9 protein-coding genes are annotated in these 13,252 nt (G+C 63.5%); 3 read left to right on the plus strand and 6 right to left on the minus strand.

Going from position 1 to position 13,252, the window contains the following annotated elements; genetic code table 11:
* Positions 1–242 precede the first annotated feature (242 nt).
* On the minus strand, positions 243–2,048 hold the full coding sequence (locus CXZ10_RS07365; protein ID WP_425298949.1) for an adenine deaminase C-terminal domain-containing protein: 1,806 nt from the start codon (positions 2,046–2,048) through the stop codon (positions 243–245).
* A gap of 161 nt (positions 2,049–2,209) precedes the next feature.
* Positions 2,210–3,517 carry a tetratricopeptide repeat protein gene (locus CXZ10_RS07370; protein ID WP_101288509.1) on the minus strand — a complete coding sequence of 436 codons (1,308 nt, stop codon included), beginning with the start codon at positions 3,515–3,517 and terminating at the stop codon, positions 2,210–2,212.
* 932 nt (positions 3,518–4,449) lie between these two features.
* On the opposite strand from CXZ10_RS07370, the gene CXZ10_RS07375 reads away from it, so the two are divergent.
* The 3 genes from CXZ10_RS07375 to CXZ10_RS07385 all read left to right on the plus strand — a co-directional run bounded on the left by CXZ10_RS07375 (position 4,450) and on the right by CXZ10_RS07385 (position 9,902).
* Positions 4,450–5,109, plus strand: a complete 660-nt coding sequence (locus CXZ10_RS07375) for a TetR/AcrR family transcriptional regulator (protein ID WP_180335903.1) — start codon at positions 4,450–4,452, stop codon at positions 5,107–5,109.
* A 75-nt stretch (positions 5,110–5,184) separates the two neighbouring features.
* Positions 5,185–6,399 carry an efflux RND transporter periplasmic adaptor subunit gene (locus tag CXZ10_RS07380; protein ID WP_180335904.1) on the plus strand — a complete coding sequence of 405 codons (1,215 nt, stop codon included), beginning with the start codon at positions 5,185–5,187 and terminating at the stop codon, positions 6,397–6,399.
* Positions 6,396–9,902 carry an efflux RND transporter permease subunit gene (locus CXZ10_RS07385; protein ID WP_101288512.1) on the plus strand — a complete coding sequence of 1,169 codons (3,507 nt, stop codon included), beginning with the start codon at positions 6,396–6,398 and terminating at the stop codon, positions 9,900–9,902. Before CXZ10_RS07380 ends, CXZ10_RS07385 begins: the two co-directional genes overlap by 4 nt.
* Before the next feature lie 173 nt (positions 9,903–10,075).
* Here the strand turns inward: CXZ10_RS07385 and CXZ10_RS21325 are convergent, their stop codons facing one another.
* Genes CXZ10_RS21325 through CXZ10_RS07400 form a run of 4 tightly spaced genes read right to left on the minus strand, consistent with a single transcriptional unit; the run spans position 10,076 to position 13,156 of the window.
* Complete coding sequence (locus CXZ10_RS21325; protein ID WP_143741489.1) at positions 10,076–10,585, minus strand: hypothetical protein; 510 nt, start codon at positions 10,583–10,585, stop codon at positions 10,076–10,078.
* Positions 10,586–10,621: 36 nt separating this feature from the next.
* Positions 10,622–11,368 carry an RHS repeat-associated core domain-containing protein gene (locus CXZ10_RS22040; RefSeq protein ID WP_101288513.1) on the minus strand — a complete coding sequence of 249 codons (747 nt, stop codon included), beginning with the start codon at positions 11,366–11,368 and terminating at the stop codon, positions 10,622–10,624.
* A 7-nt stretch (positions 11,369–11,375) separates the two neighbouring features.
* Positions 11,376–11,738 carry a hypothetical protein gene (locus CXZ10_RS07395; protein ID WP_101288514.1) on the minus strand — a complete coding sequence of 121 codons (363 nt, stop codon included), beginning with the start codon at positions 11,736–11,738 and terminating at the stop codon, positions 11,376–11,378.
* Positions 11,738–13,156, minus strand: coding sequence for an RHS repeat-associated core domain-containing protein (locus CXZ10_RS07400; protein WP_143741490.1), 1,419 nt, complete (start codon positions 13,154–13,156; stop codon positions 11,738–11,740). Before CXZ10_RS07400 ends, CXZ10_RS07395 begins: the two co-directional genes overlap by 1 nt.
* Between the last annotated feature and the right edge of the window lie 96 nt (positions 13,157–13,252).

Raw genomic sequence — 13,252 nt, forward strand, 5'->3', positions numbered from 1 at the left:
ACAGAGTTGATGACAGCGTGATAGTAAGGGGAGATAGGTCGGCAAAGGAAGAGCTCTGCGCTAACATATTGTTTTATATCAATTAATTGTCATCCCCGCGAAGGCCGCTTGAATTCGCGCGCGAATTCAAGGTGTACCTCAGGCAGGATGGGGCGAGGGGCCCATATCGGGCTCCCTCCATATCGCACTGTCGTCCCGACCTTCTTGAGGGGCATCCCCCGCCAGAGCGGGGGATCGAAGCCTTACTCCGCCGCCTCGAACAGCGGCACCTGGGTCATTTCCGGCACCAGCACCATGCCCTTGTCGGTGATGCGGATTTCCGGGATGACCGACAGCGGGATCAGGTTGAAGCCCATGTAGGGCAGGGTGCAGCCGGCCTTTTCCCACTCCACCTTCAGCGCCTGCACTTCGCCAGCGACGAGATGGACGCGCTTGTCGGACATCAATCCGGCGACCGGCAGCGGCACCATCGCCGTCACCACGCCATCGCGCACCACGCAGATGCCGCCGCGCTCGGCCTCGATGGCCTTGAGCGCCACCGCCATGTCCGCCTCGTTGGTGCCGGCGATGATGATGTTGTGGCTGTCGTGGCCGACCGAGGAGGCGACGGCGCCGTGCTTCAGGCCGAAGTTCTGCAGAAGGCCGCGCGCCACGTTGCCGTCCGACTTGCCGTGCCGCTCGACCACGGTGACGAAGGCGAGGTCGTGGCGGTCGAACAGCGTCTGCCAGTCGTTGGCCGGTTCGAGCTGAAGCTGGACGTGCTTCAGCACGATGCCCGGCAGCTCGGCGCGGATGACGTTGGCGGTCACCGGCGCCGTCGGCAGCTCCGGCGTCAGCTTCAACTCCTTCGGCAGGTGGATGGTGGCATAGGCGGCGTCCGGGTAGCGGTAGCGCGCCTCCAGGGTAGCCTCCAGCGTCGGGGTGATCGAGCGGCGGTCGACCATCAGCTCGCCGCCGTACCAGGTCGACTGCGGCACCAGATCGTCGTCGAGCAGCACCAGGTCGGCGCGCCGGCCGCCGCCGAGGCCACCGATCTCGCCGTCCATGGCATAGCGGGTGGCGCCGGCGATCGAGCCCATCGCCCAGGCGGTGGTGCGCGGTACGCCGATGCGGTAGGCCTGCCGCACCACCCAGTCGAGGCCGAAGGCCAAGAGGTCCTCGGCGTCGCGGTCGTCGGTGCAGACGGCGATGCGGCGCGGCGAGGCGCCGAGCTCGGTCATGGTCTTGATCGCCTCGGGCAGCGAGTGCCAGGGCGTGGTCGGCGGGCCGCCGCGCAGGAAGATCCAGACGCCGGCTTCGAGGAGGTCGTCGGCGATGTCGCGATCAACAGCCTCATGGGTGTCGGTGACGCCGGAAGCGGCATAGGCGGCGACGAACTCGCGGCCGTAGACATGGCCGGAAACGGGCCTGCCGCGCGAGAGGGCGGCGGCGATGATGGCGTGGCTGCGCTCGTCACCCATGGTGACCGGCACGAAGTCCATCTTCTCGCCAAGGGCGACGGCCTCGGGCCACTTGTCGAACAGGGCGCCGATCTTCTCCGGCGTCAGATCGCCGCCGGCCGTTTCCAGCTCCGGCGTGGTGGCGGGCACGGTGGAGGCCAGCGTGTGGAAGATGGAGAGCGGCGCCTCGCGGGCGTCCTCCATCATCGCCTCGATGCCGGCGACGTCCATCACGTTGCCGATCTCGTGGCTGTCGCAGAAGATGGTGGTGGTGCCGTTCAAAAGCGCGGCCTCGGCATAGGCGCAGGCCGTCACCATCGAGCTCTCGATATGGATGTGCGGGTCGACGAGGCCGGGGCCGATGATGCCGCCCTGGGCGTCGTAGATGGCGGCCGAGCCGCCACGATAGCTGCCGGCCTCCTTGACGGCGGCGATGCGGCCGCCGGCCACCCAGATTTCCCGGTCGATCAGGATGCGGTCGGAATAGGTGGACAGGGCGCGGGCGCCGGTGATGACAAGATCGGGCTCGGCGCGGCCGGATGCCACGTCGGCAAGACGGCGCGTCAGAAGATGCAAGGGCTTGACGGAAAAACGGGTCGGCTTGGCAATGCTGGACATCCGGACCTCGGGCTCTATTCAACAATGCCCCGCCGGTCGGCCCGATCGGGGCCAAGCCATGGTAAACGCCGGATGAGGCGATTCAAAGCCGAAAGTCGGGGAGGTGTCTTGTTAGCAGCTTGGCCGGGAGCAAGATGGCTACAGACGGGCAATTAGTGTTTCTGAAAGTATTCCTTGAACTCTTCCGCTTTGGCTGCTGTTTCGCGCAGGAACGGTTCAGCCGCCTCGCTGTAGCGAGCGATGACGTCGTCGAAGGCGGCAGTTGCATCGTCGATGCGTCCGAACTCCCCAAACTTGATCGCCTTTTGCATGATCGCCATGGCGACGATTTGGCGCAGGGGAGATTTGGGTGACTTGCCAAAGTGGGCGATGATGTCGTCGAAGACAACGATGGCCTCGTTGTTTCGCCCGATCATGCCGAGCGTCACCCCCTTGTTAAATGACGCCTTGGCAACATTTTCGCGAACGGAGGATTCGATTGCCGTGCCGAAGCGGGTAATGACCTCGTCATAGACGACGATCGCGTCTTCGCGCCGATTAAGCGCGCCGAGGTAAGTCCCCTTACTATAGAGCGCGTTGGATACTGCCTGGCGCGCGATCTGTGAAGGCGCCTCGCCGTAACGGGCGACAAGGTCATCGCAGACCGCGAACGCTTCGTCGGTGCGTCCAAGCGTGGCGAGCGCTGTCATCTTGTCAAAGAGCGCCATGGCGACATCGTCAGGCTGGGATAACTCGGTTGTCTCGCCGAAGTGGGCAATGACGTCGTCGTAGCTTGCGATCGCCTCCTCGTAGCGCTTGAGCGCTGCCAGCCTCATGCCCTTGTTAACCAGCACTCCGGCGATCGCCTTGCGAGTAGGCAAGTCGTCGTCCGTCCTGAAGCGGGCAAGAAGATCGTCGTAGACGGCGACTGCATCCTCGTTGCGGCCCATCACTCCGAGGGTGACCCCCTTGTTCCTGAGTGCGTTGAAAACTTCTTCGCGCAGATGGAGTTCAGTCGCCGTGCCGAAGCGGCCAATCATCTCATCGAAGACGACGATCGCATCATCGTAGCGTCCAGACTCAGCGATCTTTATCCCCTTGATCACATATGCCTTTGCGACTTGTTCGCGCAGGGGTAACTCAGCGGCCGTCCCGAAGCGGGCAAGAAGGTCGTCACAGATGGCGATGGCCGAGTCGCCGCGGCCGAGGTTGCCCAGCGAGTCTGCCAGGCTCAAGAGGGCGGTAGCGGCAACCATCCGAGATTGCAGATCGGTCGCAGTGCCCAAGCGGGCTATGATCTGGTCATACGCGGCAGTGTCTTGGTCGCCGGTCATGGCAGGTTCGGGGCTCGCTGCCCAAGCCGGCGCTATGATGTTGATGTGCCCGCTCAAGGCCATGGCAAGTGCGGCGGTCGCGATAGCGCCTCCCAGAAGATGCGAGGACTTCACGGGAAAGCGGATCGGCTTGGCGGTGACGGGCATTCGGCTGGACTCGATTGAGGAAAGCCCATCGGCCGGTCCGATTGGGCCATGTCAGATTAACTACCGGTGGTGGTGTTGCAAGCACAATCGCGTCGGTGCCTCCCCGGATGCCGGCCCGAACCGGCAATCTTAGAGTGCGCTCGCGCAATCCTTGCCAATATGGAAGAAAGCCGACGATGACGGGCAGACATGTCGCGCGCGAGGCGCGATCCGGCGCTTCCCGTCGCAAATTCGTATCGATCACGGAAATTTGACGGTGGCGTGAGGGAACCGTTTTGCGAGGCCCAGAATGACGACATGCCCCGCTCCATCCGGCTGGATAGAACGAGGCATGCGCCTCCTCGATCCGACTGCTGCTGCCCCGACTAGCAGTAAAGGGGCGCGGCCGTCAGTCTTCGTGCGACACACATGGGGTCATCGCAACGAACTGTTAGGCAATTGTTCAGAACTGGAGGTCGCTCAAGGAAGCTATTGTCCAGCGAAGTCTTGCCTCGATCGAGGATCGATTGCTTAGGTTCACCGGTCACCTCCTTTCGTTTGTTGCTGACAGGAGGGAGCATGAACCCGATTTCCTAAGGCCGCAAGTCAAAAAGAAAGCTGACTGACGATATCCGTATTTGATCAGAGGCGACTAATCGACGGAAGCCGGGCGGGTGCGCCCCGTGAAGGCCGGTAAAGGGCACCGATACGGGATGCTGGAGCATCCGCCACAAGGCTCCAGCGGCGATGGGTCGACAAATCGAAATCGCCGCAAGCCCTTAGCGGAAAAGTCATATCAATCGGGCCATATCGCCGGCCTCGGGCGGCGCGAGATGAACGGTCCGGCTTCGTTAACCCCGTGCCTGCCCGGCGCTTGCGTTGACGCAAGTCAACCACAATTCTATGAGAGCGAACGTTCGTTCGCATCCCCTTTGTGGGTGGAGGAGAGCTCCATGACCTATAGCCTGCCGGTGTCCGAGCGACCCGAAGCCTCGTCGGCGCAGCATGACGAGCGGCGGGCGCATATTCTCGACGCGGCGCGCACCTGCTTCTCGCGCGGCGGCTTCCACCGCACGTCGATGCAGGAGATCTGCGCCGAGGCGAAGATGAGCCCCGGCAGCCTCTACCGTTATTTCGTCTCCAAGGACGCCATCATCGAGGCGATCGCCCATGAGGAACAGTGCGCCGCCCGGCGCATCCTCGAGGTGATGCTGGAGCCCGGCTCGCTGCACGACCGTCTCTTGCGCTGCGGCCTCACCTATATCGAAACGATGCGGGACCGGCGGGCGGTGCAGATGATGCTGGAGGTCTATGTCGAGAGCATGCGGAACTCGACGGTCGGCACCTTCTTCGCCAAATGCGAGACGGAGAACCGCAAGCTGATGCACGACGTGTTCGTCCGCGCCAAGGCGTCGGGCGAGATCGCCGCCACTGCCGACATCGACACCATCATGATGACGCTGATGGCCTTCGCCGACGGCGTCATCCTGCGCATGGGCCTCAACCCCGACTACGACGTCGAGCGGGCGGAGACCATCCTGTCGCGGGTTGTCACGGCCGTCCTGGAAAATGATGTATCGGCGGCCTCCCGCCCCTTGGCAAAGGCGGGGTGAAGCCACATGTGTTCGCAGATTAACTTTTGTTCATGTTTGAGCGCCGGTACGGGCCGGTCGCGGGGATCTTCCACCATGAAGTTCTGGGTCATGCCTTTGGCCGGCGCGGTGCTGGCCAGCACTATCGTAACGTTGCCGGCGCTGGCCGAGGAGCCGGCCACCCAGCCTGCGGCCGCCACGCAGGAGACCGCGCCGACGGTCAGCGTCGTCAGTGCCACCCGCAAGGAGCTGAGCCAGAAGGTGATCGTCACGGGCACGCTGGTGGCCCGCGAGCAGGTTCTGGTGACGCCGGGCGTCGAGGGCCTGAAGATCGAGAGCCTCCATTTCGATGCCGGCGACCGGGTCGAGGAGGGTGCCGTGCTGGCGCGCCTCGCCGTCGACACCATCGACGTGCTCTTGGCGCAGAACACCTCGCAGCTCGCCTCCACCGATGCCCAGATCGCCCAGGCGCGGGCCCAGATCACCTCTGCCGAGGCGTTGGTGACCCAGACGTCCCTGGCGTTCCAGCGCGGGCAGGCCCTGGTGGGAACCAACGCCATCGCCAAGGATGCTTTCGATCAGCGGCAACTTGCGGCCGATCAGGCCAAGGCCCAGCTGCAGGTCGCCCGCGAGGCGTTTTCCGCCGCCGAGGCCGGCCGCAAGCTGGTCGAGGCGCAGCGGGCCGAACTGGAGCTCCGCCGCTCCAAGACGGAGATCCGCGCCCCGCGCGCCGGCCTCATCCTCAGCCGCAACGCGGTGGTGGGGCAGATCGCCTCGGCCAGCGGCAATCCGCTGTTCGTCATCGCCGAGAAGGGCGACATCGAACTCGATGCCGACGTGACCGAAACCCTGCTGCCGGAACTGGAAGTCGGCCAGAAGGTGACGGTGCAGCCCTCCGGCTCGGCCACCACGGTGGCCGGCGTGGTCCGGCTGGTGCAGCCGGAAATCAACGCCGCCACCCGCCTCGGCAAGGCGCGCATCGCGCTGCCGGAGGCCAAGGATCTGCGCGTCGGCGCCTTTGCCCGCGGCACCGTCGAGGTGGCGCGCAGCGAAGGGCTGGTGGTGCCGGTTTCGGCCATCGCCGACAACCCCGACGGTCAGACCGTGCAGGTGGTGAAAGACGGCGTGGTCGACACGCGCAAGGTAAAAACCGGCCTCTCGGACGCCGGCCTCGTCGAAGTGACGGAGGGCATCGCCGAGGGCGAGTTCGTGGTCTCCAAGGCCGGGACGTTCCTGCGGGGCGGCGACAAGGTCAAGCCGCAGGTCGTCACGGATGCTGGAACGAAGACTGGCGCGGGAGTGAAGGGATGAACTGGAATTTCTCCGCCTGGGCGATCCGCAATCCGGTGCCGCCCATCCTGCTGTTCGTCTGCCTGATCGCGCTGGGGCTCTACTCCTTCGCCAAGCTGCCGATCACCATGATGCCGAACATCGACCTGCCGCTCGTCCAGGTGACGGTGAGCGACAGCGGGTCGGCGCCTTCCGAACTCGAGACGCAGGTGACCAAGCCGGTGGAGGACGCGCTCGCCGGCATCGCGGGCGTGCGCCACATCATGTCGACGGTGACCGACGGCGCCTCGTCCACCGTGGTGGAGTTCAACCTCGAGGTTGCCACCGACCGCGCGGTCAACGACGTCAAGGACGCCATCGCCGAGATCCGCGGCGACCTGCCGGGCTCGATCGAGGAGCCGATCATCCGCCGCATCGACGTCGAGGGTCAGGCGATCATCACCTATGCGGCGGCCTCGCCCGCCATGACGCCGGAGGAGCTCTCCTGGTTCGTCGACGACAAGGTGATCCGCGACCTGCAGACGGTGAAGGGCGTCGGCCGCGTCGAGCGCATGGGCGGCGTCAAGCGCGAGATCCAAGTGCAGATCGATCCCGACCGCCTGATGGCGCTCGGCATCACCGCCGCCCAGGTCAACCAGGCGCTGAAGTCGGTCAACATCGACCTATCCGGCGGCAAGGGCGAGGTGGGCGGCCAGACGCAGGCCGTGCGCACGCTGGCCAGCGCCCGTTCCCTCGCCGATCTCGCGGCGACGCGGCTGCCGCTCGGCGACGGGCGCGACATTCGCCTCAGCGACGTCGGCAAGGTGGTCGATCACTGGGCCGAGCCCAAGTCCTTCGCCCGGCTCGACGGCCGGCCGTCGGTGGCCTTCGCCATCTATCGCGCCAAGGGTGCGAGCGACGCCACCGTGTCGGACGGCGCCCGGGTGGTCATCGACAAGCTCTCCAAGGAATATCCCGACGTCTCGATGAGCCGCATCGACGACTCCACGGAGCAGACCTACAACAGCTTCGAGAACTCGATGAAGACGCTGATCGAGGGCGCGCTGCTCGCCGTCGTCGTCGTCTTGCTGTTCCTGCGCGACATCCGGGCCACCATCATCTCGGCCATCGCGCTGCCGCTGTCGGCCATTCCCACCTTCTTCGCGCTGGACATGCTGGGCTTCTCGCTCAACATGGTCAGCCTCCTCGGCATCACGCTGGTCACCGGCATCCTGGTGGATGACGCCATCGTCGAGATCGAGAACATCGTCCGCCACATCCGCACCGGCAAGAAGCCCTACCGGGCCTCGGTGGAAGCGGCCGACGAGATCGGCCTCGCGGTGATCGCCATTTCGACGACCATCATCGCCATCTTCTCGCCGGTCAGCTTCATGGGCGGCATCCCCGGCCAGTATTTCAAGCAGTTCGGCCTGACGGTGGCGATCGCGGTGTTCTTCTCGCTGCTCACCGCCCGCCTGATCACGCCGATGCTGGCCGCCTATTTCATGAAGACGCCCTACACCGGCGACGGCGAGGACGGCCGACCCGTCTATCGCGGCTTCGCCCGCACGGCGCTGCGCCGGATCATCTGGTTCGCACCGCTCGGCGCGCTGGCTTTCTTCGCCATCAACTGGCTGAGGGACAGCGGGCCGCTCAGCGAAAGCTCGGGCATCTTCGAGGGCGTCGACGCCACCGTCGACTTCCTGACCCGTTCGGGCGCCGAGATGACGGCGCTGTGGATGGCGGTGGGCGTGGTGTTCCTGGCCATCTTCTCGGCCTGGCTCACCCGGCCGCACCCGGAGGAGCATGAGGGCGGCCCCTTCGTGCGCGCCTATGTCGGCTTCCTCCGCGCGACGCTGTGGTCTCCGAAGGTTCGCGTGCGCGGCCATGTGATGAGCCTGCCGGTGATGCCCATCGTCACCATCATCGCCTGCCTTGCCACCTTCGTGTTCGCCATGGGGCTCGCCTCCAACCTGCCCACCGAGCTGATGCCGGACGAGGATCAGGCGCGCATCGTCACCTCCATCGAACTGCCGCCGGGCTCGACGCTCGACGATACGCAGATGGTGACCGACGCCATCAACGAACGCCTGCACGTCTTCCCGGAAGTGAAGAGCGTGTTCGTGATGGGCGGCACCTCGCCGACCGGCACGCTGGAGACGCGCCGCGCCTCGCTCATCGTCAACCTGGTGCCGCGCACCGAGCGCGAGCGGACGCAGAAGATGGTGGAGCGCGACGTGCAGGCCGTGCTGACCTCCATTCCGGACATCCGCTTCTACTACGTCAACGAACGCGGCGACCGCGAGGCCACCGTGGGCGTGCTCGGCAAGGACGGCGAGGCCGTGGCCAAGGCGGCGGCGGCGCTCGAGAACGACATGCGGGCCGACCCGATGTTCTCCAACCCGTCGGCCCTGTCCTCCTTCGCCCGGCCGGAAATCCGCGTGACGCCGCGGCCCGACGTCGCCTCGGAACTCGGGGTGTCGACGGACGCGCTGTCGCAGACGCTGCGCGTCGCCACGGTGGGCGACAGCGACAGCAACCTCGCCAAGTTCAACGACGGCGGCCGGCAGATCCCGGTGCGCGTGCAGCTCGACACCGCCGCCCGCGGCAACATCGAGACGCTGGCCGCGCTGAAGATCCCGACGGCCTCCGGCACGCCGGTGCCGCTGTCGGCGGTTGCCGACATCAGCTTCGGTCAGGGACCGTCGACCATCGACCGCTGGGACCGCGAGCGCCTCGTCAAGGTGGGCAGCGACATGATGCCGGGCTTCACCTCGGGCCAGGGCCTTGAGAGGATCAACGCGCTGCCGGCGGTGAAGGCCTTCCCGGCTGGCGTGACGATCCAGAACACCGGCGACGCCGAGATCCAGGCCGAGATCTTCGAGGCCTTCGCCGTGGCGATGGTCTCGGGCCTCACCATCGTGTTCATCGTGCTGATCCTGCTGTTCAACAGCGTGTTCCAGCCGATCACCATCCTCGGTTCCATCCCGCTGTCCGTCGGCGGCGTGGTGGCGGCGCTGATGCTGACCGGCTTCGCGGTGTCGATGCCGGTGATCATCGGCGTGTTGATGCTGATGGGCATCGTGACCAAGAACGCCATCATGCTGGTGGACTTCGCCGTGGAGCGCGAGAAGCACGGCCTCAGCGAAACCGAGGCGATCATCGACGCCGGCCGCAAGCGCGCCCGCCCGATCGTCATGACGACCATCGCCATGGTGGCCGGCATGTATCCGGCGGCGCACGGCGGCGGCCAGGGGTCGGAGTTCATGGCCCCCATGGCCATCGCGGTGATCGGCGGTCTTCTGGTGTCCACCGTGCTGTCGCTGGTGTTCATCCCGTCGCTCTACCTGATGATCAACCGGGCCAACCGGGTGCTCGCCTGGGCGTTCGGCAAGGTGGCGGCTCCCAATGCCTCCGACGAGGCGGAGATGGAGGCCGAGGCGCATCCGCCGGCACCGGTCCGCCCGCATCTGGTCTCGACCACGCCGGTCGGGCCGAGGCCAAAGCTCCTGGGGCCGGACGGCATGCCCATCGCCGCCGAGTGAGAGGGCAGACCGGGAAATGAACAAAGCCGCGCTCTTCACGACAGTGAGGGGCGCGGTTTTCGTTTGGAGCGACATATCTCGGTGAAAGATGCCGTTGCAGCATGTCCCGGCCGACTGGCCTATCGGATACTGAAGAGTACGTCGGGCGATGCTGGTATGAGTGTGAACAGCATTCAGTTTATCGGGGGATCTTCGGTGGTGTAATCTAGTGGGGCATCATTCTCGTTTGAAAGGTTTATTTTACCGTCGCTCGTGCAAGTCCAAACGTCCGGCGAGTGGTAGAGCAACCACATTTCGCTTATTTCGTCACCATTATAAGGATACAGATCGATTGATCCGCCAAGATCAAATTCGAGTGTAAATTTAACATTGCCAGTATCCGATTTTGTTGAAAGCAAGATTTGACCGTCAAGAAAATCTGGAACTTTTTGAAGTGAGTTTCGATCTTCCTCGCTCGTCACATATAGTCCGTCCCCGATATGCGCCTTCCAGGCGCAGCAGTATACCCAGAAATGCCATTCGCCACGTGGGGTAATCCGCCTATTCTTGAGGCTCTTGCGTGGCTCTCGGATCTCAAGGTGAGGTTTCCCAAATTCCATTGTTAGAAAACTGCCAACTCCCAGACGACTTCCCCAAACTGGTTGACCGATAAGGGCCTCGAAGACCTTGTGTATGTTGGGCATGACCACCTCTAGGGTTGAAACATTTCGACCGCGATATCAAGAATATCCTGATATCCTAGGTTTTTTCCCTGTTATTTCATCGTGAAGTAGTCGGAGCTGCTTTTTGTTAAGTCCAAGTTTCTTACATATTGCATTAACTTGGGCGTTTTGTACTTGATTATTGCTAGGAGTGCTGTCGCTGACAAGCCCTGCGGGATCATTGTCTGAAACGGGATCTCCGTTGACGTACACGCAAAAATTTCCCGCCCGATCCCCTCTTTCCCCGATTGGATCCCGGCTGATCCACCTTCCCACCCTAGGATCATACACGCGATAGGTCGCCAGTCCCAGCCCGCTATCCGGCTCGTTGATGAGGCCGGCGTAGCCGAAGTCGGTAAGCGGGGTGGTCGTTTGCAGCGGAAGGCCGTAGGGATCGTAGCTGTAGGCTGATGCGCTGGTCGGGCTTGCGAATACCCGCCGCACCGAACCGAGCTGATCGACTCCATAGAAGAGCGATGCCGGGGAACTGCCGAGCAGCCGCTCGCCTTCTGTGTAGTAGGCCCGCTGCGGCTGGTTGGAGGCATCGCGTGCCTGACAGGGTCTGTCGCCGCACCAGACGTAGCTGGTGGCGACCGCCGCACCGCCGCCGGCCGGCGTGTGGCTGATCGTCGTGCGTCGGCCAAGCCCGTCGTAGGCAAAGGTGGTGGCCTTGCCGGGTGTGGCCGGATAGGCGATGCCGATTAGCCGGTTGTCGGCATCCCAGCTATAGCTGCGCGTTCCGTCCGAGGTCAGGTTGCCGTATATTTAGAAACTAAACATACCACCAAGCGGCCATCTCTGCCCCCTCTTGGAATGGGTATACTTTGTTCGACACAGAAATAATGCCTCCGTCCTGATATGCAGCGAGTAAGAAACCGCGAATCTTCCCAGATTCGGTATATTCAATCGCTTTCTTTATATCCATATTGTTATCTAAATCACCGTCCGTAACTATAAAGAAATAATCTAGGTTGGTTCCCCACAGCTTGTGCGACTTTTCCAGCATATCTTCGACATTTGCTGTCCTGAAAATCTCACTAGAATTCTGCTCAGCCGGGGGTAGCCTTATTATGTTGAGATTATTGCCTGCTATAAAATCACAAATGGCGGTGACGTCGTGATGAATATACCTCATTAGTACACCCTCCATGGTGCGTACCAGGGCCTATGCCCTCCCCAACTGCCACCGGCACTCAACGGACCAAAATGAAAATGGAGTAGTGTCGGCCCAGGATTCGGCGCGTAATCCATGCGACACCCGTAGCCACCACATATGACGCCGCATATCCGTCCCCCGCCGCCCGGTCCAAGAAATATAACGGCGCGTCCATCTGGATCAACATTACCAATTGGGTTTGCATTCGCATAAAGGTACAAATTCACATCATTATTAGTATTTTCGGCATATGAATTCTCGTAAGGCTCATTGAAGCCGGATAAGCCTTTATAATTTGCCGGTTTACTTCCTCTCTCTTCTATTGGATCCCGACTAATCCACCTTCCGACTCTCGGGTCATACGCTCGATAGGTCGCCAGTCCCAGCCCGCTATCCGGCTCGTTGAACAGGCCGGCATAGCCGAAGTCGATCAGCGGAGCGGTCGTTTGCAGCGGCACGCCATAGGGATCGTAGCCATAGGCTGGCGCGTTGGTCGGGCTGGCGAACACCCGGCGTACCGAACCGAGCTGATCGACGCCGTAGAAGAGCGATGCCGGGGAGCCGCCGAGCAGCCGCTCGCCTTCGGTATAATAGGCCCGCTGCGGCTGATTGGAGGCATCGCGCGCCTGGCAGGGCCTGTCGCCACACCAGACATAGGTGGTGGCGACCGCCGCGCCGCCGCCGGCCGGCGTGTGGCTGATCGTGGTGCGTCGGCCAAGCCCGTCGTAGGCAAAGGAGGTGGCCTTGCCGGGCGTGGTCGGATAGGCGATGCCGATCAACCGGTTGTCGGCGTCCCAGGTATAGTTGCGCGTTCCGTCCGAGGTCAGGTTGCCGTTGGCGTCGTAGGTGAAGGCCTGCCCGGAGAGATCGGTCAGCTGATTGAGGGCATTGTAGGTGGCCGTCTGCGTGCCGGCCGCCGGATAGACCGCAGGCGCGTCGCTGGTCTCGGTGATGCCGGTGATCTGATTTTCCGGCGTCGTGTCGAAGGCGAAGTTGGAATACTGGCCAGAGGTCAGGCCCGTGTTGCCGATCGAGGCGAGGCGACGGTCGCCACTGTTGGGCAGGTAGCTCCAGGCGGTCTGAAGCGTTGCCCCGGCACCGCCGAGCTTGCGCAGAACTGGCTGCCCGGTTTCGCCGAGATAGCTGAGCGTGAAGGCCCCGAGGTCGCTGTCGTGCTCGCTGAGACGGCCGAGCGCGTCGTAGGCGAAGGTCTCGGCGCCGCTGCCCGAGACGGTGCGCGCGTTCAAGCGCCCGAGGGCGTCGTAGCCATAGGCGATGCTGTAGGTGCAGGCCGGGCCGGAGCCGGTGGCGACGAAGCACTCCTGACTGGGGCGAAGGGCGCCAAGCGAGAAGGGCGCGTTATAGCTGTAGCTGCGCGTGCCGCTGCCGTCGGTCATCGCCGTCAGCCACGGATAATAGGGATCGTAGGCGAAGCTGACCGCCGGCGTTGCATGGACGGCGTTGAGATAGGTGATCCCGGTCAGCCGATCGTC

It is taken from the genome of Pleomorphomonas diazotrophica, assembly GCF_002844595.1.
GTDB classification, from domain to species: Bacteria; Pseudomonadota; Alphaproteobacteria; order Rhizobiales; family Pleomorphomonadaceae; genus Pleomorphomonas; species Pleomorphomonas diazotrophica.

Bases quoted from the DNA above. Each gene is read 5' to 3' on its own strand.
- CXZ10_RS07385 (WP_101288512.1), top strand. From the start codon at position 6,396: ATGAACTGGAATTTCTCCGCCTGGGCGATCCGCAATCCGGTGCCGCCC.
- CXZ10_RS07400 (WP_143741490.1), bottom strand. From the start codon at position 13,156: ATGACCGACGGCAGCGGCACGCGCAGCTACAGCTATAACGCGCCCTTC.
- CXZ10_RS21325 (WP_143741489.1), bottom strand. From the start codon at position 10,585: ATGCCCAACATACACAAGGTCTTCGAGGCCCTTATCGGTCAACCAGTT.
- CXZ10_RS07375 (WP_180335903.1), top strand. From the start codon at position 4,450: ATGACCTATAGCCTGCCGGTGTCCGAGCGACCCGAAGCCTCGTCGGCG.
- CXZ10_RS07380 (WP_180335904.1), top strand. From the start codon at position 5,185: ATGAAGTTCTGGGTCATGCCTTTGGCCGGCGCGGTGCTGGCCAGCACT.
- CXZ10_RS07395 (WP_101288514.1), bottom strand. From the start codon at position 11,738: ATGAGGTATATTCATCACGACGTCACCGCCATTTGTGATTTTATAGCA.
- CXZ10_RS07370 (WP_101288509.1), bottom strand. From the start codon at position 3,517: ATGCCCGTCACCGCCAAGCCGATCCGCTTTCCCGTGAAGTCCTCGCAT.